This window comes from Arthrobacter sp. A5 (genome assembly GCF_051131705.1).
Taxonomy (GTDB): Bacteria; Actinomycetota; Actinomycetes; order Actinomycetales; family Micrococcaceae; genus Arthrobacter_M.
The window spans coordinates 2,235,544-2,255,601 of record NZ_CP180316.1 but is presented as its reverse complement, the minus strand read 5'-3'; the positions used below and the strand labels follow the sequence as shown (position 1 = coordinate 2,255,601).

26 protein-coding genes are annotated in these 20,058 nt (G+C 63.7%); 13 read left to right on the top strand and 13 right to left on the bottom strand.

Translation table 11 applies throughout. The annotated features are described in order from the left end of the window. Positions 1-28 precede the first annotated feature (28 nt). Positions 29-820, top strand: a complete 792-nt coding sequence (locus tag ACLLJI_RS10590) for a GntR family transcriptional regulator (RefSeq protein ID WP_283561321.1) — start codon at positions 29-31, stop codon at positions 818-820. Between the two features lie 162 nt (positions 821-982). On the opposite strand, the gene qcrB is transcribed toward ACLLJI_RS10590, so the two are convergent. The 4 genes from qcrB to ctaE form a co-directional block, all read right to left on the bottom strand. Then, positions 983-2,665: a cytochrome bc1 complex cytochrome b subunit gene (gene qcrB / locus ACLLJI_RS10585; protein ID WP_434612135.1), complete on the bottom strand. Its 1,683-nt coding sequence runs from the start codon at positions 2,663-2,665 to the stop codon at positions 983-985. Positions 2,666-2,667: 2 nt separating this feature from the next. Further along, the gene (qcrA, locus tag ACLLJI_RS10580; protein WP_434612133.1) at positions 2,668-3,696 is read right to left on the bottom strand and encodes a cytochrome bc1 complex Rieske iron-sulfur subunit; all 1,029 of its coding nucleotides are present in this window, start codon (positions 3,694-3,696) and stop codon (positions 2,668-2,670) included. Positions 3,697-3,784: 88 nt separating this feature from the next. Then, positions 3,785-4,570 carry a cytochrome bc1 complex diheme cytochrome c subunit gene (gene qcrC / locus ACLLJI_RS10575; protein ID WP_434612131.1) on the bottom strand — a complete coding sequence of 262 codons (786 nt, stop codon included), beginning with the start codon at positions 4,568-4,570 and terminating at the stop codon, positions 3,785-3,787. A gap of 89 nt (positions 4,571-4,659) precedes the next feature. Further along, positions 4,660-5,298, bottom strand: a complete 639-nt coding sequence (gene ctaE, locus ACLLJI_RS10570; protein ID WP_283561317.1) for an aa3-type cytochrome oxidase subunit III — start codon at positions 5,296-5,298, stop codon at positions 4,660-4,662. A 183-nt stretch (positions 5,299-5,481) separates the two neighbouring features. Between ctaE and trpD the strand changes: the two genes are divergently transcribed. Next, entirely contained in the window at positions 5,482-6,549 is a 1,068-nt protein-coding gene (gene trpD / locus ACLLJI_RS10565; RefSeq protein WP_434612129.1) for an anthranilate phosphoribosyltransferase, read from the top strand. A gap of 91 nt (positions 6,550-6,640) precedes the next feature. On the opposite strand, the gene ACLLJI_RS10560 is transcribed toward trpD, so the two are convergent. Both ACLLJI_RS10560 and ACLLJI_RS10555 read right to left on the bottom strand, forming a co-directional pair. Then, positions 6,641-6,922, bottom strand: coding sequence for an Lrp/AsnC family transcriptional regulator (locus ACLLJI_RS10560; protein WP_283561315.1), 282 nt, complete (start codon positions 6,920-6,922; stop codon positions 6,641-6,643). 106 nt (positions 6,923-7,028) lie between these two features. Continuing rightward, positions 7,029-7,457, bottom strand: a complete 429-nt coding sequence (locus ACLLJI_RS10555; RefSeq protein ID WP_434612126.1) for a DUF3054 domain-containing protein — start codon at positions 7,455-7,457, stop codon at positions 7,029-7,031. A 112-nt stretch (positions 7,458-7,569) separates the two neighbouring features. Here ACLLJI_RS10555 and ACLLJI_RS10550 point away from each other — a divergent pair, with 112 nt between their 5' ends. Both ACLLJI_RS10550 and ACLLJI_RS10545 read left to right on the top strand, forming a co-directional pair. Continuing rightward, the gene (locus ACLLJI_RS10550) at positions 7,570-8,652 is read left to right on the top strand and encodes an IS630 family transposase (RefSeq protein ID WP_434612124.1); all 1,083 of its coding nucleotides are present in this window, start codon (positions 7,570-7,572) and stop codon (positions 8,650-8,652) included. 278 nt (positions 8,653-8,930) lie between these two features. After that, positions 8,931-10,133, top strand: coding sequence for a methyltransferase (locus ACLLJI_RS10545; protein WP_434612122.1), 1,203 nt, complete (start codon positions 8,931-8,933; stop codon positions 10,131-10,133). A gap of 278 nt (positions 10,134-10,411) precedes the next feature. Here ACLLJI_RS10545 and ACLLJI_RS10540 read toward each other — a convergent pair whose 3' ends face one another. From ACLLJI_RS10540 to ACLLJI_RS10520, 5 genes are all read right to left on the bottom strand, one after another. Continuing rightward, a complete protein-coding gene (locus tag ACLLJI_RS10540; RefSeq protein ID WP_434612120.1) occupies positions 10,412-12,148 on the bottom strand; it encodes an alkaline phosphatase family protein in 1,737 nt (578 codons plus the stop codon). A 302-nt stretch (positions 12,149-12,450) separates the two neighbouring features. Further along, a complete protein-coding gene (locus ACLLJI_RS10535; protein ID WP_434612118.1) occupies positions 12,451-12,576 on the bottom strand; it encodes a hypothetical protein in 126 nt (41 codons plus the stop codon). Between the two features lie 257 nt (positions 12,577-12,833). After that, positions 12,834-12,995 (bottom strand): DUF664 domain-containing protein, encoded by a 162-nt coding sequence (locus ACLLJI_RS10530; RefSeq protein WP_434621416.1) that lies wholly within the window; start codon positions 12,993-12,995, stop codon positions 12,834-12,836. A gap of 12 nt (positions 12,996-13,007) precedes the next feature. Then, on the bottom strand, positions 13,008-13,271 hold the full coding sequence (locus ACLLJI_RS10525) for a hypothetical protein (protein ID WP_434612116.1): 264 nt from the start codon (positions 13,269-13,271) through the stop codon (positions 13,008-13,010). Between the two features lie 288 nt (positions 13,272-13,559). After that, the gene (locus ACLLJI_RS10520; protein ID WP_434612114.1) at positions 13,560-14,108 is read right to left on the bottom strand and encodes a hypothetical protein; all 549 of its coding nucleotides are present in this window, start codon (positions 14,106-14,108) and stop codon (positions 13,560-13,562) included. A 160-nt stretch (positions 14,109-14,268) separates the two neighbouring features. On the opposite strand from ACLLJI_RS10520, the gene ACLLJI_RS10515 reads away from it, so the two are divergent. The 9 genes from ACLLJI_RS10515 (at position 14,269) to ACLLJI_RS10475 (ending at position 18,580) form a co-directional block, all read left to right on the top strand. Beyond that, positions 14,269-14,511: a hypothetical protein gene (locus tag ACLLJI_RS10515; RefSeq protein WP_434612112.1), complete on the top strand. Its 243-nt coding sequence runs from the start codon at positions 14,269-14,271 to the stop codon at positions 14,509-14,511. Further along, positions 14,469-14,981: a response regulator transcription factor gene (locus ACLLJI_RS10510; RefSeq protein WP_434612110.1), complete on the top strand. Its 513-nt coding sequence runs from the start codon at positions 14,469-14,471 to the stop codon at positions 14,979-14,981. The genes ACLLJI_RS10515 and ACLLJI_RS10510 overlap by 43 nt, the downstream gene beginning before the upstream one ends. After that, positions 14,978-15,415, top strand: a complete 438-nt coding sequence (locus tag ACLLJI_RS10505) for a hypothetical protein (protein ID WP_434612108.1) — start codon at positions 14,978-14,980, stop codon at positions 15,413-15,415. The genes ACLLJI_RS10510 and ACLLJI_RS10505 overlap by 4 nt, the downstream gene beginning before the upstream one ends. Further along, a complete protein-coding gene (locus ACLLJI_RS10500) occupies positions 15,412-16,200 on the top strand; it encodes a sensor histidine kinase (protein ID WP_434612106.1) in 789 nt (262 codons plus the stop codon). The genes ACLLJI_RS10505 and ACLLJI_RS10500 overlap by 4 nt, the downstream gene beginning before the upstream one ends. Before the next feature lie 91 nt (positions 16,201-16,291). Beyond that, positions 16,292-16,555: a hypothetical protein gene (locus ACLLJI_RS10495; protein WP_434612104.1), complete on the top strand. Its 264-nt coding sequence runs from the start codon at positions 16,292-16,294 to the stop codon at positions 16,553-16,555. 1 nt (position 16,556) lies between these two features. Continuing rightward, complete coding sequence (locus ACLLJI_RS10490) at positions 16,557-17,459, top strand: FAD:protein FMN transferase (protein ID WP_434612102.1); 903 nt, start codon at positions 16,557-16,559, stop codon at positions 17,457-17,459. Next, a complete protein-coding gene (locus ACLLJI_RS10485) occupies positions 17,452-18,009 on the top strand; it encodes a ferric reductase-like transmembrane domain-containing protein (protein ID WP_434612100.1) in 558 nt (185 codons plus the stop codon). The genes ACLLJI_RS10490 and ACLLJI_RS10485 overlap by 8 nt, the downstream gene beginning before the upstream one ends. Beyond that, a complete protein-coding gene (locus ACLLJI_RS10480; RefSeq protein WP_434612098.1) occupies positions 18,006-18,188 on the top strand; it encodes a hypothetical protein in 183 nt (60 codons plus the stop codon). Before ACLLJI_RS10485 ends, ACLLJI_RS10480 begins: the two co-directional genes overlap by 4 nt. Further along, a complete protein-coding gene (locus ACLLJI_RS10475; RefSeq protein ID WP_434612096.1) occupies positions 18,185-18,580 on the top strand; it encodes a hypothetical protein in 396 nt (131 codons plus the stop codon). The genes ACLLJI_RS10480 and ACLLJI_RS10475 overlap by 4 nt, the downstream gene beginning before the upstream one ends. 106 nt (positions 18,581-18,686) lie before the next feature. On the opposite strand, the gene ACLLJI_RS10470 is transcribed toward ACLLJI_RS10475, so the two are convergent. Together ACLLJI_RS10470 and ACLLJI_RS10465 are read right to left on the bottom strand one after the other, a co-directional pair. After that, entirely contained in the window at positions 18,687-19,049 is a 363-nt protein-coding gene (locus tag ACLLJI_RS10470; protein WP_434612094.1) for a VOC family protein, read from the bottom strand. A 448-nt stretch (positions 19,050-19,497) separates the two neighbouring features. After that, positions 19,498-19,944 (bottom strand): SRPBCC family protein, encoded by a 447-nt coding sequence (locus ACLLJI_RS10465; RefSeq protein ID WP_434612092.1) that lies wholly within the window; start codon positions 19,942-19,944, stop codon positions 19,498-19,500. Positions 19,945-20,058: the final 114 nt, after the last annotated feature.

The window sequence follows — 20,058 nt, the reverse complement described above, 5'->3', positions numbered from 1 at the left end:
GCAGACAATTGAACGGAGGAACAGCAGATTGGCCTATCCCGCAGCAAAGATACCCGGTGAAATTGTCCGGAACTCCGGTACGGCGATTCACGTACAGCTGCGCGAACTGCTGCGCAGCTTCATAGCCGCGACGCTGGCCCCCGGCGCGGCCTTCCCGTCAGAACGCGACCTCGCCCTTCGGTTCTCGCTGGCGAGGATGACCGTACGGCAGGCCATCGATTCGCTGGTGGACGAGGAAGTGCTCGACCGGGTCGTCGGACTGGGCACCTTCGTGACCCGGCCAAAGTTTGACCTTCAGGTCAAACTGACCTCCTACAGCGAGGAAATGGAGCGCCGCGGCATGGTTCCCGCGGCCAAGGTCCTGAGCTTTGAGCAGATCGGTGCCACGGCGCTGCTGGCCCGCGAGCTGCAGCTGGAGGAAGGACAGCCGGTGATCCGCTTCCGCCGCCTTCTGCTGGCCGACGGCGAGCCCATGAGCGTTGACGAGAACTTCATTCCAGCGCACCGGGTTCGGGGAATTCTCGACGACCCGCCGCCGTCGTCCTTGTACAACGTGCTCAGCGAACGGTACGGGCTGGTTATGGAGTGGGGGGAGGACACCATCGAGGCGACGGCCGCCTCGCCGTCCATCGCCCGGCTGCTCAAGGTGGATGTAGGCGACCCGCTGCTGAAGCTTCAGCGCCATGCATTCGTTTCACGGGCCATGGTCGACTTCTCCGTGTCGTTTTACCGCGCCGACCGATATAAGCTCTGGGTGCCCCTGCAACGGCCCGGTGGCCGGAGCCGGAGGGCGTATTCGGCCCGGTCCCATAACGGCTAAGAGGGGGACGTCAGGGGCCCGTGCAAGCGTAAGGGCTGAACAGCAGCGCGCTGCCCCGTAAGCGGGTCATCCGCGCAACAAACGCACAATAAGAAGGAGCGGTGTCCGGACATCCCGGGCACCGCTCCTTTCGGCGTTGATAACCGCCGTCTTAGCGGGTTTCTAGTGTGAAACCTCTTTGAGCCTTTCCGGTTCCTCGATCTGCTCATGGACGGGTGCATGAGCGTGAGCGGCCTCCAGCTCAGCGGGTGTGGCCGGCGCAACACGGTCTTCGAAGAATAGCCGGCTGATAATGGCACGTCGGCGTTCCTGCTTCGTGACAACGCCGTTTCCGTTCGGAACGCCGTCGCTGGGCTCGGGGGATTCGTAACCCACGAGCTTGTAGCGCTTGTAGTCATCCAACTGCGCATGGACTTCCTGGTACTCGCCGTGCGGGAGCCGGACAATCCGGCCCGTCTCGCGGCCGTGCAGGGCGATCTCGCGGTCCTTCCGCTGCAGCGCCAAAGCGATGCGCTTGGTGACCGTGAACGCAATAATCGGGCCAATGAAAAACAGCGCCCGGAGCCAATAGATGACGTCGTTCAGTGACACGTGGAAGTGCGTGGCGATCAGATCCGAGGACGCCGCGGCCCACAGGACGCAATAGAATGTGAAGCCTGCCATGCCGATGGCGGTACGGGTCGGGGCGTTGCGCGGGCGGTCCAGAACGTGGTGTTCGCGGTCGTCCTTGGTGACCCAGCGTTCGATCCAAGGGTAGGCGAAGAGCACGGTGAAGACAATGCCCGCCGGAACCAGTGCCGGGAGCAGCACATTGAGCGACAGCGTATTGACGCCCCACGGCAGAGGAATATTCCATTCCAGCGGGATGCCCAGCAGCCAGCCCGGCATCAGTCGCAGCGCGCCGTCGACCCAGCCGATGTACCAGTCAGGTTGGGTCCCGGCCGAAATCGGGGACGGGTCGTACGGTCCGTAGTTCCAGATCGGGTTGATTGTGAAGAACGCAGCCATTAGGGCGATGACGCCGAAGATGATGAAGAAGAATCCGCCTGCCTTGGCAGCGTAAACCGGACCCAGCGGGTAACCAACCACGTTGCGGTCATTGCGGCCCGGGCCGGGGTACTGAGTGTGCTTGTGAACCACCACCATAAAGAGGTGGATGGCGATCATCAGAAGGATCATGGCCGGAACCAGGAGGATGTGGAGCACATACAGCCGGCCGATGATTGCCGTTCCGGGAAACTCGCCACCGAAGAGGAAGAAGGAGATGTAGGTGCCGATTACCGGGATGGAGGAGATGACGCCCTGAATAATGCGAAGTCCGTTACCGGACAGCAGATCGTCGGGGAGCGAGTAGCCTGTGAACCCGTCCGCCAGAGACAGGATCAGCAGCACGCCGCCCACCACCCAGTTGAGCTCGCGAGGCTTGCGGAAGGCTCCGGTGAAGAATACGCGCAGCATATGCACGGCGATCGAGGCCGTGAACAGCAGAGCGGACCAGTGGTGCACCTGGCGCATGAAAAGCCCACCGCGGACATCAAAGGAGATGTTCAGTGTGGAATTCATTGCCACGGACATGTCCACGCCCTTGAGCGGAACGTAGCTGCCGTTGTAAGTTGACTCCGCCATGGACGGATCGAAGAAGAACGTCAGGAAGGTGCCCGAAAGCAGCAGGATGACGAAAGTGTACAGGGCAACTTCCCCGAACATGAAGGACCAGTGGTCTGGGAAGACCTTGCGTCCGAATTCGCGGAGAATGCCGGAGCCGCCGACGCGTTCGTCGACGAAATTGGTGATGCGGCCGGTCGCGGTCGCCGGGGTGTAGGTTGATTCGGTTGCGGCGCTCATTTTTAGCCACGCTCCCAGAAGCTAGGTCCGACAGGTTCGTGAAAGTCGCTCTGGGCCACCAGGTAGCCTTCAGAGTCAACGGCAATAGGCAACTGCGGCAGCGGACGTTTGGCCGGACCGAAGATGACTTTGCATTCCTGCGTCAGGTCGAAGGTCGACTGGTGGCAGGGGCACAAAAGATGGTGCGTCTGCTGCTCATAAAGGGCTACAGGGCAACCGACGTGGGTGCAGATCTTGGAGTACGCGACGATGCCGTTGTAGCTCCAGTCCTCGCGGCCTTTGGACGGATTAAGCAGCGATGGATCCAAGCGCATCAGCAGGACCACGGCCTTGGCCTTTTCCTCCAGCTTGCCCTCGTGCAGATTATTGAGGCCGTCAGGAATTACATGGAAGGCCGAGCCGAGGGTCACATCGGAGGCCTTGATCGGCGTGCCTGTGGGGTCCCGGACCAGTCTTGTCCCCTTGTCCCACATGGTGTGGCGCAGGGCGTCCGCCGGCAGCGGACCCAGGTCGCGGAACATCACGATCGCAGGAAAGGGTGCCAGTGCCACAGCGCCCAGGAGCGTATTACGGATCAGTGGACGGCGCTTGATGCCGGTTTCCTCGATGATGTCGCCGACGATCTTCTCCGCTGCGACACGGTCCGCTTCGCTGCGGAGCTCGTGGCGCTCCTCGGAAACCTCGTGGTCAGGCATAAGTGCCCTGGCCCAGTGCACAATGCCGGTGCCGATGCCGAGCATGGCAAACGCCGTGCCCAGCCCCAGGAGCATGTTCTGGATCCGAAGTGTGCCGATGGTGTCATCCAGACGGATGAAAAAGTAGCCGAAGAAGAATAGCAAAGTTCCTACGACGGAGATACCGAAGAGTATGGCCACCTGGCGCTCAGCCCTTTTGGCCGCCCAGGGATCCGTATCGGCCAGTCTCAAACGGTGCGGGGGGAGCCCAGGATCCTGGAACTTCTCCACATCGTGTAGACCAGCCTTAGCTACGGCGTCCGAGCCTGCCGGAATGCCGTCACTATGGTCGCCCATGATCCCCTCATCCTTCTCTTATCCCGATGTTCCCGGGTTCGTAATGTATGTTTCATCCGGCCACTCGCGCGACCGTAATTTGTCGGGACTAGGAAGTCCGGGAGGTCAGCCAGATGGTAAAGGCAATGACGACGCCGAGGCCGGCGATCCAGATGAAGAGTCCCTCAGAGACCGGGCCCAACGAGCCCAGATCCGCGCCACCCGGTGAACCATTGGCTTCAATGGTGTCCAGGAAGGTGATGATGTCCCGCTTGCCCTCGGGGGTGATGTTCGAGTCGTTGAAGACGGGCATGTTCTGCGGGCCTGTGATCATGGCCTCGTAGACGTGCGAATTGGCGACCCCAGCCAGCGCCGGAGCGAACTTTCCCCGCGTGAGGGCGCCGCCGGCTGCGGCGGCGTTGTGGCACATGGCGCAGTTGACGCGGAACAGTACGCCGCCGTTGGCGGCGTCGCCCTGGCCGTCGAGGTACTTCTCTTCCGGCACAGCGGGTCCGGCACCGAGGGAGGCTACATACGCCGCGAGCTGGCGGGTCTGCTCATCATTGAACTGCTTAGGCTTCTGCTGGGCCTGCGGCCCCTGGAGCTGCATCGGCATGCGCCCGGTACCGACCTGGAAGTCCACGGCTGCCGCCCCGACACCCACCAGAGACGGTCCGTCGGGGGAACCGCTGGCACCCATGCCGTGGCACGTCGCGCAGTTGGCCACAAAGAGCTTCCCGCCCTCGTGCGCATCATCGGCCGAGTAGGTCGTGTCAGCCTTGGCCTTATTGACGGTGGTGGCAACGGCGTAGAGCCCACCGGTCAGCATGAGCCCCATCAGCAGCAAAGCCACGGCTGCTAGTGGATGACGTCGCCTCTGCGAAAGTGCCTTCACTTGGTGGTTCCTTTGTGTCGATCGTGCGGCGGTGCGATTCAGCCGCCAATTCAATTTCTGCTTCGTGTAGAAGAGGTCTGAAATTCAGCTTACTTCAGGATGTAAATGACCAGGAACAGGCCGATCCAGACGACGTCAACGAAGTGCCAGTAGTAGGAGACGACGATGGCCGACGTCGCCTCAAAATGGCCAAACTTCTTCGCGGCAAAGGCGCGTCCCATAATGAGGAGGAAGGCAATGAGGCCACCGATGACGTGAAGTCCATGGAAACCCGTGGTGATGTAAAAGGCCGAACCGTACGCGTTCGATGACAGCGAGACGTGCTCCGAAACCAGGGTCGCGTACTCCGCGGCCTGCCCTGCCACGAAGACGGCGCCGAGAACGAACGTCACCATGAACCACTCGGTCATGCCCCACCGGACGAAACCGAAGAGGCCGCCGGTACGGCGTGCCTGCAGCCTTTCCGCAGCGAAGACACCCATCTGACAAGTGAACGAGCTGGAGACAAGAATGAGCGTGTTCACCAGGGCATACGGAACATTGTGCTTGGCGGTTTCGTCGGCCCACAACCCGGCGGACGTGGAACGGAGCGTGAAGTACATGGCAAAGAGTCCGGCGAAGAACATAAGCTCGCTCGATAGCCACACCACCGTTCCGACCGAAACCATGTTGGGGCGGTTCAGCGTGGGGTGCGCCGAGATACTGGGGGAATGAGTCGCAGTTGTCACATAGACATTATGTCCATAAAACTCCGTGCTGCCCAACGCAAAATGCGTTTTGCCGATTCTTTTTCTACAAAGCCGCGAAATCCGGGCATTGTGGCCGTTCAGGCGCCGGGGACGCCGCGGCGTGTCCACGGAAGCGGCGGAACTTATTCGTTCATCGGTGTCTTGGCTCGCTAGCATCAGTAGGTGACCTCAACAGCATCAGCGCCCGAACAGAAACCCACCTGGCCCGCCCTTCTTTCCACGCTCATCGCGGGAAGTGACCTTTCGGCCGCGGAGACCCGTTGGGCGATGAACACCATTATGGAAGGTGCCGCGACTCCTTCTCAGATAGCCGGTTTCCTGGTGGCGCTGCGGGCCAAAGGGGAAACCGTGGCTGAGGTCGTCGGGCTGGTCGATGCAATGCTGGACAACGGGCGCCCGCTGATGGTGGAGGGGGATGCCCTGGACATCGTCGGGACCGGCGGTGATCGGCTGAATACCGTCAATATTTCGACGATGGCGGCCCTTGTCTGTGCGGGGGCGGGCACCAAGGTCGTCAAGCATGGAAACCGTGCCTCGTCCTCCGCCGCCGGGTCCGCCGATGTCCTGGAGGCACTGGGGGTGCGGCTGGACATGGACGTGGATCGGGTGGCGTCGGCGGCCACGAGCGTGGGCATTACGTTCTGCTTTGCCCAGGTATTCCACCCGTCCATGCGCCACGCTGCCGTGCCGCGGCGTGAAATGGGTATCCCCACTGCCTTCAACTTCCTGGGCCCGCTGACCAATCCGGCGCGGGTTTCCGCCTCCGCGGTCGGCGTGGCAGATGCGGCCATGGCACCGCTGGTCGCCGGAGTGTTCGCCGCCCGCGGTACGCGCGCGCTGGTGTTCCGCGGCAGCGACGGGCTGGACGAATTAACGACGACGGGGCCTTCCACAATCTGGGAGGTCCGGGATGGCGCCATTACGGTCTCGGAACTTGAGCCGGCCGATCTGGGCCTTGCGCGCGCCACCATTGCCGATCTCCGCGGCCTGAATGCGGTGTACAACGCCGAAGTCGTCCACCGGGTTTTGGCGGGCGAAAAAGGTCCGGTGCGTGACGCCGTCGTACTTAACGCGGCAGCGGGTCTGGTGGCCGTCAACCGTTCGGCGCAGGGTTCACTGCTGGAGCGCCTGCGGGCGGGCCTGCGGACAGCGGAAGCGGCAATCGACAGCGGGCGCGCCGCCGACGTGCTGGCCAAATGGATCCGCCATTCAACGGGCGTAGCGGACTGACTGCACCGCAGACTGACTTCTCCACAGGCCGCCTTCAAGGATTCCTGGTCAGGGAACCGATGACTCAACCCGCGGGACGTTTCCCGGGCAGTTAGTGGTCGAAGCCGAGGGAGAACGCGGCGTCGAGGTCATGCTGCGAATACGCCCGGAAGGAAATCTGCGTCGTCGTTGACACAACGCCCTCGACCTTGGACAACCGGTCGGCAATCACGTCCGCCAGGTCGTCATGGCGGGTCACCCGGGCGACGGCGATCAGATCCCATTCTCCGGTGACCGAATACACCTCGCTGATGCCATCGAGCTCGGAAATTTCCTGTGCGGCTTCCGGAATCCGGGAAGCATCGGTCTTTATCAGGACAAAAGCGGTGATCACAGAAGGAATCCAATCATTTTGCACTGTCGCAGCCGGCTCGTCGGACCCGGCAGGCACATCCGGCCGTATTGCCGGCTCTGCTGAAATTTTTTGACTGACTTCGAGGTTAGCGCAAAACAGCGTGGCCCGAGTCGTGGTTCACGCGCCGCCGCACCAGGCCGGCTAGGGCCCGGTGCCCGAGCAGAAATACCGCCAACACGACAAGGGCGACGACGACGAAGGGAAGTTGGGCGGTCTGGCCGGACAGCAGGCGGAGCACCATGCCGGCTGCCACCGTAACCGCCCAGACGGCGACGCCGTGTGGCCAGAGCCGCAGCGGCGCTCTCCACGCCCGGCTGGTGGCCCAGCCGACGACGAGACCGGCAAGGAAGGGCCACGCCGTGGTGAGGACGCCCAGCACCGGGTGGGTCTCCGCATGACTCGCCCTGCCGGTGGCCGCGAAGACCAGCACCACAATGAGATCGGCGGCTGCGGCGTAGATCACGATGCCGCGGGTGACCGGGGGATTGCTGGTTTTCCGCGTTTCTGTCACCACATCAGCTTACCGGCCCCGCCGCCGTCGACCACCCCACCACCCCACCACCTCACCCAACTAGTGTAGCGTGTCGTTGATTCCTTTGGGTCTGATTGTTTGTCAGACTTGATCCATGGTTTATCTGGCAAAGGCACTTCAGTTGCGCGACGGGGACCGGGGCGCCCTGGAAGCGTTGACTCGTGGGAATTCTTCCACTGCGACGTTGGCGTTGCGGGCGCGCACGGTTTTGTTGGCTGCTGACGGGATGCCGAATGTCCAGATTGAGAAGATCACCGGGTTTTCGGCGCCCACGGTTTTGAAGTGGCGCAACCGCTATGCCGAGGGCGGGATCGAGGCCCTGTCCGATGTCCAGCGCCCGGGCCGGGAGCGGGAGATCGACGAACTCGCCCTGATTGCCGACACCCTGACCAATGACGGGAACCCGCCGGCGGAGCTGGGGATCTCGCACTGGTCCGCGCGCATCATGGCCGAACGCCACGGAATCTCTTTTTCGTCCGTGGCCCGAATCTGGCGCCGTTGGAAGATCCAGCCGCATCGGATCGAGACGTTTAAATTCTCCACCGACCCGGCCCTGGAGTCCAAGCTCCGGGACGTGGTGGGCCTGTACATGTCCCCGCCGGAAAACGCGGTGGTGGTGAGCATTGATGAGAAGACCCAAATCCAGGCACTGTCCCGCACCGGCCCGGACCAGCCGCTGTCCCCGACCCACCCGCTGCAGCAGACGCACGACTACAAGCGCAACGGCACCACCACCTTGTTCGCCGCCTTGGAGGTTCTCACCGGCAAACTCAGCGCGAACGCCTTCTACCCAAAGCACACCAACATCGAGTTCGTCGATTTCCTGGGCCGGGTCGCCCACGCCCACCCCGGGGTTGAGCTGCATGTCATCTGCGACAACTATGCGACCCATAAGCACCAGAACGTGAAGGACTGGCTGGCCGAAAACCCGCGCGTGAGCCTGCATTTCACCCCGACCAGCTGTTCCTGGCTGAACATGGTGGAGATCTTCTTCGGGATCATCACCCGCCAGTGCCTCAAACGCGGAGCATTCAGCTCCGTGAAAGAGCTGGAGGAAACCATGGAACGCTACATCGAGAACTACAACCAGGACGCCAAACCATTCACCTGGACCAAGTCAGCGGAGTATCTCCTGGGCAAGATGAAACGCAAACAAACCATTAACACGGAACACTAGATAGCAGATATGGCACCCAAACACGGTTTTGAGTGCCATATCTGCTACCTACTTGGGTGGCGCGGGCCGGATAACGGGTGGGAGGCGCGGGGGTTCGAGGCCGCCGTTGGTAGCATGGAAGCGGCAACCGTTTCAGCAGCTGTTTCGGGTGGCCAGGCATTCCGTTGGCAGCCGCCCGAACCACCGTATCTAAGCCAGGAGCCGTCATCGTACTGTCCAGTGGAAACGAGCCGGAGGGTGTAGCGGCCGTAAGCCCCGAAGAACGGATCGCGATGGAAATGACCTGGGAAGAATCGGACGGCGCGGACCGGGGCAGCGCGGACCGGGGCAGTGGCGATGCGAACGGGGCCGCCCCGGAAGTCCGTGAGCCGGGGACCATCCGCTGGAAGGAAGACGGCGTGGAACATCACGCCTTGTGGCATTCCCAGAGCCGGCGCGCCGCGCCCGAGCAGCTCGTGGTGGCCGACGATCGGATGAGCGCGGACGCGGCTTACCGGTACGCGGACAAGGGAACCGGAATTCTCTGGCGTGGTGATTTTCAGAACGCCCGGCAGATGCTCAGCGCCCTGACGCGGCGCGTCGGCAAACAGCGGCAGACACCGGCGAAGACCCCGGCAGCGGCCTTCCGGCAGCATCGTCAGAACCGCTCCTGTCTTGCCCAGGTCTTGGGAATGTTGCTGGTCCCGCTTGAGCCGGATTACAGCATTCCGCTCCGCCGGGCACCCGATGTGGCGCTGGCCTGCACGGAAGCCTTTGGAGTGCCCACCCGGCCCGCGGTCATTGCCTTGCGGGAGCTCCTGGGTGTCATCGGGGCGCATGAGTGGCGACACAAGGGCGTGGACGTTCCAGCGCTGGGGAAGCGCATCTACCCGCATTACGGCGTTTTTTCCCCGGTACGGGGCGAATATCTGGATTTGGTCGCCACCGCAACGCTGCCTGCCGGTGCCCTCGCGTTCGACGTCGGCACCGGCACGGGCGTCCTGGCCGCGATTCTTGGCCGTCGGGGGATGAGCCACATCGTCGCGACCGATCAGGACCGGCGTGCGGTTGCCTGCGCCCGGGAAAACCTGGCCAACCTGGGACTTGCGGACCGGGTGGACGTAATCGAAACGGATCTGTTTCCCGCCGGACGGGCTTCCCTGGTGGTGTGCAACCCGCCCTGGATCCCGGCTCAGCCGGCCTCAACGCTGGACTACGCGGTCTACGATCCCGACAGCAACATGCTGCGCCGGTTCCTGCAGGGACTTATGGACCATCTGGAACCGGACGGGGAGGGCTGGCTGGTGCTGTCCGATCTGGCGGAGCACCTGGGATTGCGCTCCCGCGCGGACCTGCTGGCCATGTTCGAGGCCTCCGGACTGACGGTCGTCGGACGTATGGAAACAAAACCCACGCACCGCCGCGCCTCCGACAGCACCGACCCGCTGCATGCGGCGAGGTCGGCGGAGGTCAGTTCCCTGTGGCGGCTGAAGGCGCGCTGACCGCGCTCCTGCGTCACCAAATAGACGGCCGACGGCGGCTGGCCGGTGACGCCGTCGGGCTTCAGTTGGAATTGTCCCCTCCGCTGACCGCAGGCGCTGCCCCCGGCCGGGGACCAAGCCACCGCTGACCGGAGCGCTCCCCGCATCTGCGCCCGTTGCGGGAATACGTCCCGGCAGCACTCCACCTCGGACCGGGGCGTAACTGTTACGCGTTGGACGGCAACACTAACTGTGCTCAATCTCTGGATGGCCGCCGAGAATCCTCGTGCCCGCGAGTTTTATCGGCGAAAGGGCTTTGAGGCCGACGGCGTCGGTAGGACAGAGCCGCTCGCGGGAACGCCGATCGAAGTTGTCCGGCTCGTGCGCTCACGTTGGAGAGGGGCGTTGGATGATGAATCCGCGGCCGTGGGACCGGAGGGCTCGGTTGTCCGTTGGGCCTGGAGCGGGGCGTCGTGGGGTGGTGGAAGGGTGCTGCCGTTTCGGAGGATCACCGGGGATACCGGATTTGAGGCGGCTGGCGGAGCTGCGGGTGTCGGGGCCGGGCGGGGCCGCGGGGACGGTGGGGGCGGCATGATAATCGGGGAGCCGTAGGGTGGTGGTGCGGGCCGGTGCAGGGCAGGGTCGATCAGGTCCGCAAGGCCGGCGTCGCCGTCGACCCTGTCGACGCCGAGGGGAGGCAGGCCCAGAAGCTGCAGGACCGACTTCCCGATCCCGACGTGGGACGACCAACGGCTATCGATGCCGGGCCGCACGGCTCCGCCGAACATGATGAGCGGCACCCTGGGACCGTAGGCCAGCTGTACGCCGTCGGGGGTGTGTTCGATGTTAGGCGTGACGACGTGATCATCCCAGCCACCCCAGTCGTCCCAGGTCAGAAGGAAAACGGTGTCGTCCCAATCTCCGGCCCGCACGACGGCGTCCACCGCCTGCCAGACGGTATCCATTCCCGCCGTCACGCTGTCCGTGGGATGCTCATTTCCTGCCCGGTTATGCCACACATAGGACAGGGCGGGCAGAGACCCTGATTCGGCGTCGGTCCGGAAGGCGGAGCTGGCCAGCAGGTTGGGGGAGTTTTTGAGTTGGCTGTAATAGCGGGCCGGGTAGTGATTGCCCGCGGTGTAGCAGCGCCAGCTGACGCCTGTCTCTTGAGCCAGGGCGGGAATGGAGGGCATGTCCCAGTCCGGGACCGGGGTACTGCCGGGATTGCGCAGAGTGGGGCTTTGTCCTCCCAAGAGCAGCAGGTGGTTGGGCGTGGAATCGGTGCCGAACCCGCTGCAGTGATTTTCCAAGAATGCTCCGGTTACCGCCAGATACGCGTAGTAAGGAATTACGGAGAGGGTATCGAACTGGGTGTGGGTGCCCGTGCCGTCATCCAGCCATCGGGCGTAGGCCTTCCGGTCGTGCGGCTGGTCGGTCGCAGGAGGGTTGGGCTGAACCGGCCAGTTCGTAGCAACGTTGGCCCCATAAGGTGCCAGGCCACCGAAATAGTTATCCGTGGTGTGGTTTTCCTGCACCAGGACCACTACGTGTTTGACCCGGCGCCGGATGGCTGCCTCGTTGGCAAGCGCGGAAGCGCCCGCGCCCCGCGCACCTGTGCCGGATGGGGCAATGCGGTTGAAAATCATCCATGAAGCGGCAGCCGTCACGGTCAGAAGGAACGCCGACCGTGACATCCAGACAGCGACGTGCGCCCGGTCCGCCCGGGCGACGCGGCTGTTGACATTTTGCCGGCTGCGGTCCGCTGGTGTTTTCCCGACGGTGAGCGGCAGCGTCCGCGCTGAAAGGGCCGCTGCAGCCAGGCATAAACCGCCGAGGAAGCCGTCGACAGCAAAGAGCCAAGGCAGCGGAACGAACGTGTCATTCGGAACACGTGGTTGCCATGGCCAGAAAATGAGGCCGACGCCAAACAGCAAGGAGGTGCCGACCACGCGCAGGATGAAATTCCCTCTACACCGCGGGGCAATCGATATCCAGCGCCGACGCTTCGTCCTGATCGCCAGGCCGAGGATTGTCATCCATCCAAGGCAGAATGAAAACATCGCTAGGCCCACCAGAGTCATAAGCAACGACCTCGTTCGCGGGAACGGACGAGCAGCAGTACTCGGAGGCGGCAGCACTCGCGGGTCGCGGTACCTCGGGCCGGCCGGTTCACTTCACTCCCGGTGGCCGGCACGAGTAGACGGGATGAATGAGTTTCGAAGCACCTTGAGCACTTCCTTCCACGCGGTGACTGTATCGATAGTCTTTAGGCGAAAGCATTCACGCACTGGCTGGAAGTGACCTGTGGCCTGGCTGGAAGCCGCAGCAAAGCTGCCTCCTAGGTGTCCTTCGAGTTGTCCTCGCGCGCTTTACCGTCGGGTTCCCCGAGCTGGAGGGCGTTCGGCAGGACCGTCGATCGGCTGGCACGAATGACCTGCTGTTCATGCGGGAGTGGAGGCGCCATTCCCAGACTCGTCCTCCGCCCGCCATCGGTCGAGGTTATGGGGGATCGGGAGACTTCGGGCCACGGCAGGATGACAACCTGGACGAACGGGCACAGCACATCGAAAGCCGCGCTGGCGAAGTCCTCGCTGACCGTGCCGTCGATATAGGAAAAGCTGACTGCCAGGGCCCAGCGATGATGAGGTACTGGCCGGGCGGGACAATGACCTGCTCGGAGCGCAGATCGAACCCCGGTTCGGACGCGCCCACGAGAGGCGGTCAGATGCCGGTGCGGCCGTCGATCCGTTCGCGGATAAGATCGGCGTGGCCGTCGTGCCGGGCGTGAAACCTACAAGCCAGACCAAGCAGTGCCCGTCGCTTGACGGCGTGCGTCGAGTGAGTCCTCCAGGCGTACGGGGCCGGTCGTTGCCTGTCCGGCAGGTCCCGCTGTGGCTACGTGGCCATGTCGGGACTGACGGGCACGAGCCCGATGGCGTTTCGTCGGTGGATATTCGGGGACGTCCGGTCAAAGCCCTTGGCGTCGAGGTTGTTCCCCAGGCGGTAGGCGGCCAAGGCCTGGTCGTAAAGCTCATTGAGGCGGGCTCCTGAAAATTGTCCCTGCGTGCCGTCGATGAACGTGATGGCGATGGACATTTTGTTGGGGAAGTGCCGGCTCATGTGGATGAAGCCGTCCGAGTCCTGCCGGAGGTTGAGCACGTGGTTGCCGCCTTTACATGGAGAACTTCAAGTGTCTCGCATTTGGGTGCAGGGTGTGCACACACGCGATTGCCGCCGCCGGCCCGGACGCCTGCGGGCATTACGGCGTCGACCGTGCAATCGCCGCCCGGTGGTACGGCCGCGGAGCATAGGGCGCGCATCGGTGACCCCGGGGCTGCCGCAGCGCGCAATGATCCGGTCAGGCAGATCTCGAGACCACCGGCGGGCAGTTCCATGGCCGCTAACAGTGAACGACAGGGTCGACAGGTCCGGGAGGAGCAGCCGGTCTTAGGAAAGGGCCCGGCGTCGGCTCAGGTCTCCAAGCGCATGGTCGTGTCCAGGATTCCGTTGCGGCGCGATATACAACAGGGCCGGGAAGGCGACCGCGGCCAGGGCAAGGTGCATGGCCACCAGGACCAAAACAGCCTCGGCAGGGGTGCCCCGATACAGGATCCAGGCAACCGGGGCCATCCCGCCAAGCATCACCAGCACGGTGAGCCAGGCAAAAAGACGCCTTGCCCGCGATGAGAACAGCGTGACCACGGGCCAGGCCAGAGCAACCGCCGCAACCCCCGGCACCGTCAGTTTCGCGTAGTACAAAAACCGGAAATGGTCGTAACCGGACGTTGCGGGGAAGATGGTCGTGCCGATGGCCACGATAGCGGCGAAGGCAGCCAGCGAACCGATGATGGATACGATGGCGGCAACGAGGAAACGGCCCGCAGCGGGCTGCCGCCTCCCCCAGGGGAAATCGAGGCTGAAGTAAGCGGCGACGTTTTGTGCCAAGGACGGATGGGCTGTTGCCGCGACACTTTGCGGGCATGACCAATCTGGCATGCGGCGAACTCCTTTCTCCATGGACGGTGACGGTGCAGCGAAACTCCACGGGAGCACCGGAAACGTGCCCCTGCCACCTAGGCTAGGAGGCTATTCTTAGAGGATTCTTCGGTGCCTCACCCGAACCGTGGGGTTGTTCGTGACGCCTATACTTCAGATCATGTCGGACGAACGTTGTGTGCTGGTGGTCGAGGATGACGTTGGGCTGGCCTCGATGCTGCAGGAACTTCTTGAAAGCGAGGGGTATCCGGTGGTGGTGGTGCACGATGGCCAGCGTGCCCTGCACGAGGGGTTGAGCCGGCGCTTCGACGTTCTCTTCTGCTGGACCGCGGGCTTCCGGCGATCGACGGACTGGATGTCTTGGGGAGGCTGCGGGCCAAGGGTGTCACCACACCGGCCTTGATCCTTTCGGCACTGAGCAACCCTGCGGACAGGGTCGAGGGGCCTGCGGACAGGGTCGAGGGGCCTGCGGACAGGGTCGAGGGGCTGGACCGGGGTGCCGAGGATTATTTGGGCAAGCCGTTTGACATCGACGAGCTGCTGGCCCGGCTGAGGTCCTTGCTGCGCCGGCATGCGGCAGTCTCGGACACGGTGCGTGTGCCCGGCGGATTGCTGGAGAGCACGAGCCGCACCGTCACGCTGGACGGGGGCGACGCCGTCGTGCTCTCCGAGCAGGAAAGCGAATTGCTGCTGCACCTGGCGCGCCGGCCGCGGCAGATTTTCACCCGCGATGCCCTGATTGACAGTGTCTTCACCGAAGCCGACGACGAAGGCGTGGTGGATACCTATGTGCACTACCTGCGCAAAAAGTTGGGGAGGCCCGTTGTAATGACGGTGCGCGGTGTAGGTTACCGCCTGGGGCCGATAGCTTGACCGCCCGGGACGCCTCTGAGCTTGGGCGCGCCGTTCGTCGGCTTGCCCTGCAATTCACGGTCGTGATCGTCGTTCTTTTCGTCCTGGTCGGCACTCTCGTCTACTCAATTGTGGCGGCCGGTGTTCAGGAGTCGGCCACCAGGTCGTTGGCGGATGCAATGCATGTCGACTCACCGACCGATGCTCCCTTGGGGGTCTTCGTAGCGATCAGCACGGGAGGGAACGTGCTGCGCTCCCGGGAGGAGCCGGGTGGGTTGCCCGACATCGCGGCGATCCAGCGGGTGGCCCAGACACAGCAGGATGAGCAGGAAAACGTCAGGATCGGTGGCAGGTCCTACACGATTTTGACCACCTACCGAAACGGAAGTGTTATCCAAGCAGCCGTCGATCGCCATGAAGGCCAGGAAGAGCTCACCCGTTTGCTGCTGGCATGACCATCGCTGCGGTCGTCTCGGCTGTGCTGGCTGCGGCCCTGTCGGTCCTGATGGCCAGGCGGGCGATGCGGGCGATGGCTGAGAGCTTGGCATTGCAACGCCGGTTCGTCGCGGACGCCAGCCATGAATTACGGACCCCGCTGACGTTGATCAGCACCCGCGCCCAGCTCTTGCACCGAAAGTTGGACAGCGATGGGACCAAGCTGTCCCAGAATGACGTGACGGCCGCAGTGGCCAAGCTGGTGGAGGACTCAAGGAGGCTCACCGGGATCCTGGATGACCTGCTGCTCTCGGCGGATCCACGCGAAACAGTGACCTACACCGTGGTGAACCTTGTCAGCCTGGCCCGGGAGGCAGTGTCGCAGGCCGAACCGGAAGCCCAACAACGAGCCATCCGGGTCACGCGTTCCGGTTCCGCCGAAGCGGTCAGCGTCCGCGGCTCGGATGTGGCATTGCAGCGCGTCTTCACCGCCCTGCTCGCCAACGCCCTTGACCACGCCGAAACAAGCGTTGAGGTTGCGGTGGCCCGGCAGGGGCGCGACGCCGTCATCCGCGTCCTCGACGACGGGCCCGGCTTTGACTCCGAAACCTCCGCACGGGTGTTCGAGCGCTTTGCATCGGCCAGGCCCGTCCCGAGTGACCCAGGCATGGCCCGTCACTACGGACTCGGACTTGCCCTGGTCGCGGAGATTGTTGCACGGCACAACGGCACGATCGCGGTGGAACGCGCTGCGAGGGGCGGGGGCGCCAGCGTCAACGTGACGTTGCCGCTGGCCGAACAATAAAGCCTCCGTTTATCCCTGTCTAAGAAAGCGCAAAGAAACCGCGCGCATGATGAATGTAGACAGTTCGTCATTGCGAAGACAGGAGAGGACCATGGGCACACAAATCAGCGGCAAGCAGTGGGCCGCTCGCATCACCACGGCAGTCACGGCCGGAAGCTTGGCCACTGCCGGCATCGCCGCCGTGGGGGTTGATATGGCCACAACGAGCCATGCAGCCGCGACGACCTCCGTCACCAGCCAGAACGGCGGGTCGTCGCAGAGCCCGGCCGGGGGCCAGGGCGCGGGCGATTCCGGCGGCAGCGCCGTCCAGCCCGGCACGGGCGGGGCTGTCCATGGCCGCTCCTCAGGGTCCTGAGATGACAGGGGAAGCGTCGTGGACGGTGTGGGGGTTAGACGCATCCATCGCAGTCACCGATTCCGCCCTCGCCGGCGAGGCAAGCAGCCTGGTCCGTGCCGTGATTGCGGGCGTCGATGCCGCTTGCAGCCGGTTCCGCGCGGATTCGGAATTGGCCGTGCTGGTCGCGAGCGCACTTGACGCGGCACGTTGGACCGGCGGTGACGTGGACCCGACTCTCGGCAATGAGCTCGACGCCCTCGGCTACGATCGCGACCTTGCCGTGGTGCGGCTCCGGCCATCCGGCCCCGCCACGCCGGGCACCCCGTCGCCGGCCCGCGAGACCGGATGGTCCCGGGTGCACCTCGAAGGGGACGTCCTGACGGTGCCTGACGGCCTTCGACTGGACCTGGGGGCAAGCGCCAAGGCTGTCGCTGCCGACCATGCCGCGGCCCGCGCGTCCGCCGAACTGGGATGTGGGGTGTTGGTCTGCCTGGGCGGTGATATCGCCACGGCGGGCCCCGCACCGGAGGGTGGCTGGCAGGTCCTCGTCCAGGATCTCCCCGACGATCCCGCGCAGCAGGTCACCGCGGCTGCCGGTCATGCCGTGGCCACCTCGAGTACCCAAAAACGCCGGTGGCTGCATGCGGGCAGATCCGTCCACCATATTCTTGACCCCCGCTTTGGGCTCCCCGCCGAACCCGTCTGGCGGTCCGTCACGGTGGCGGGGCCCTCCTGCCTGCGGGCCAATGTATACAGCACCGCCGGCGTGGTCCGTGGCTTCGCTGCCGTGGACTGGTTCCGGCGCGGTGGTGTTGCTGCACACCTTGTCGACCAGCAGGGAAGGGTTGTCACCACCGGCGGCTGGCCCAGGGAAGAACGTCGGGGCACCATGGCCGAGGCGGGAGCGCAATCCCATGGATAACGCGCTATGGGCCTTTGGCCGGGTGAGTGGCATTGTCTCCCTGGTTCTATTCACGGGTACCGTCCTCGTGGGGGTCCTGGCCCGCTCCGGCAGGCCGTTGCTGGGCGTTCCCCGGTTCTCGGTTACCCTGATCCATCGCAATATCGCCTTGCTGGCCACGGTGTTTCTTGCCCTGCACGTCGGGTCCCTGATGCTGGACTCGTACGCGAAACTGAACGTGACCGACGTCGTCGTGCCCTTCTTGGGATCCTTCAGGCCGTTCTGGCAGGGACTCGGCACGGTGGCTTTTGACCTGGTGCTGGCTGTTGTAGCCACTAGTCTCCTTCGGCACCGCATCGGACCGCGGACCTTTCGTGCGGTCCACTGGTTCAGCTACGCGATGTGGCCCATCGCGCTGGCCCATGCGATCGGCAACGGCACCAACGGGACCAGCAGGTGGTTCCTTCTGCTGGCCGTCGGTTCTGCCGCGGTCGTCGTTGGTGCGCTGGCGTGGCGTGTCTCGTCCAACTTTCTGGAAACCGCCAAAACCCACCAAGGAAGCCTGTCATGACACCCGTGACCGCCGAACTGCCCACGGTCGTGGATCGCCGGGGCCCCTCCGGCACGCACCGCCTGTTTGCCGCCGGAAACGATGCCGGGCTTGCCGCGCATGGTCAGGCTTTTGGGGCGTTGCCCTCGCACGGCATCGACGCGTGCGCCTCATCGACGTTGTGGAAGCCTCCAGGTTGACCGGACGTGGAGGGGCGGCTTTCGCCTCATGGCGAAAGATCGCCGCCACGGCGGATGCCCGCTCCGGAGCGCCCCTTGCACGCAAGCCGGTGGTGATCGCCAATGGTGCCGAGGGTGAGCCGCTGAGTTTCAAGGACAAGGCGCTGCTGGCCCATGCCCCGCACCTGGTGATCGACGGTCTGCTCATGGCAGCGCGGGCGGTCTCCGGCGGCCAACTTTTCATCTACGCGACAGAGGCCGGTATTCCTGCCGTGAAGCGGGCCTTGGCGCAACGCCACGACGCCCGCAGCATCTGGCTGGTGGAAGCTCCAAGCGGGACGAGGAATGTGCCACCCGGCAACGTGTGGCCGCCCTCCTGGCCATCGGACATGTCCTCCAAATCCGAGAGATAGGAACGCGCCGCCCGGGACCGCCGTCAGACCTCTACCACTTTCTCCGATACTCCGATGAACAACCCGGACGGCAATTGCTTCGGCCGCGGAGCACGTTCTTCAAGAGTTAGCGGGAGATTTGTTGCAGGGCCCAGGAGTTGCCGTCGGGGTCGTTGAAGTATGCGTACCGGACGCCTCCGCCCATGTCGCTCACATCGGAGACGTCAATGCCCTTCCCGAGCAATGTTCGCCGGACGTCATCGAGGTCTTCCACCACTAGATGCAGTCCGTGGACGGGTGCGGCGTGGGGGTCACTGATTCCCATGCCAATAACAATCGAGCAGGCTGATCCCGGTGGTGTTAGCTGGACTACTCGCATGCCGTTGCCCGGCTCAATGTCGTGGTCGAGGTTGAAACCGACTTGGTCCAGGTAGAAGGCTTTGCTTCGGTCAACATCGGTCGACCGTAGCGGAATCAATTCCAATCGCATGTCCAAGGGACTCCTTCTTCCCGCACTGTTCGCGGATAATGGCAGGCCGGCGACCTGCACAACTGCCATGTTACTCACGATCAGGTAAGCCGATGAGTCGGAATTCCCCCGTTACCCCCACGCAATCGCTGCCCGTTTCAAGGTCGTCGTCTTGACCTCGCCGCCGGATGGATACACGCTAGAGTATTTTCATCTGATCCATCGGCACGACTGTCAGGACCCGGCTCCCTGACACCGCAGCTCGCCAAATGGGACCACGAATTGGCCCACCAGGGCTGCTTTTAGCTAGCCGTCTTCCTGTCCATTTGGAAACAACGTGATCGACGGAATGAATCGGGGAAGGAGGCGACTACGAACATCAGGGCAAAAACAACGGTTCTCTCCGTGCCGGCAGGAAATCAAGGAGTCCAAGGCCGGGCACGACGACGTATGCACTCGACTCCGGGGGTCATGCTCGTGGTGCGACCCTGGCCAAGCCGTCGAGGATGGTCTGCCAGTTGGCGGAGGAATGTTCCGCTGCTTCGTCGCTCGCATTGTGATCTTGCGTGATGGTGACCTTTGAACCCTGGTCTGCGGCCTCGATCCGGTAGGTCACGTGCTGGTAGTACTCCGGCACATCAGGCAGCCCGCTCATCGGGCTGAAGAAGCTGGTGCGCAACAGGCGGGGCTCATCAACTTCGAGAACCGCCCCCTTGTCCTCGTAGGCTTTGCCTTCGTATTCCCCCGTGTAGGTGATCGCGCTGCCTTGTTTCCAGCCCGTGGCAACTTCCGTGCCGAAGAAGTACTCCTTCACCAGCGACGGCTCGGTGAGCGAGCGCCACACCTGTTGGGGAGTCGCCGAAACCACCGCGCTGGCCATCGCCAACCTGTCCTCTGCGTTTGCGTCATCCGACATGGCCGTCTGTCCCTTTCCTCTGCGCTTGCGTATTTCTACAACACGATACCCATGGGCACGGGCTATGAACACACCCCGGACGACGGCGGCAATCCGCCCCATTCGCTGACCGCA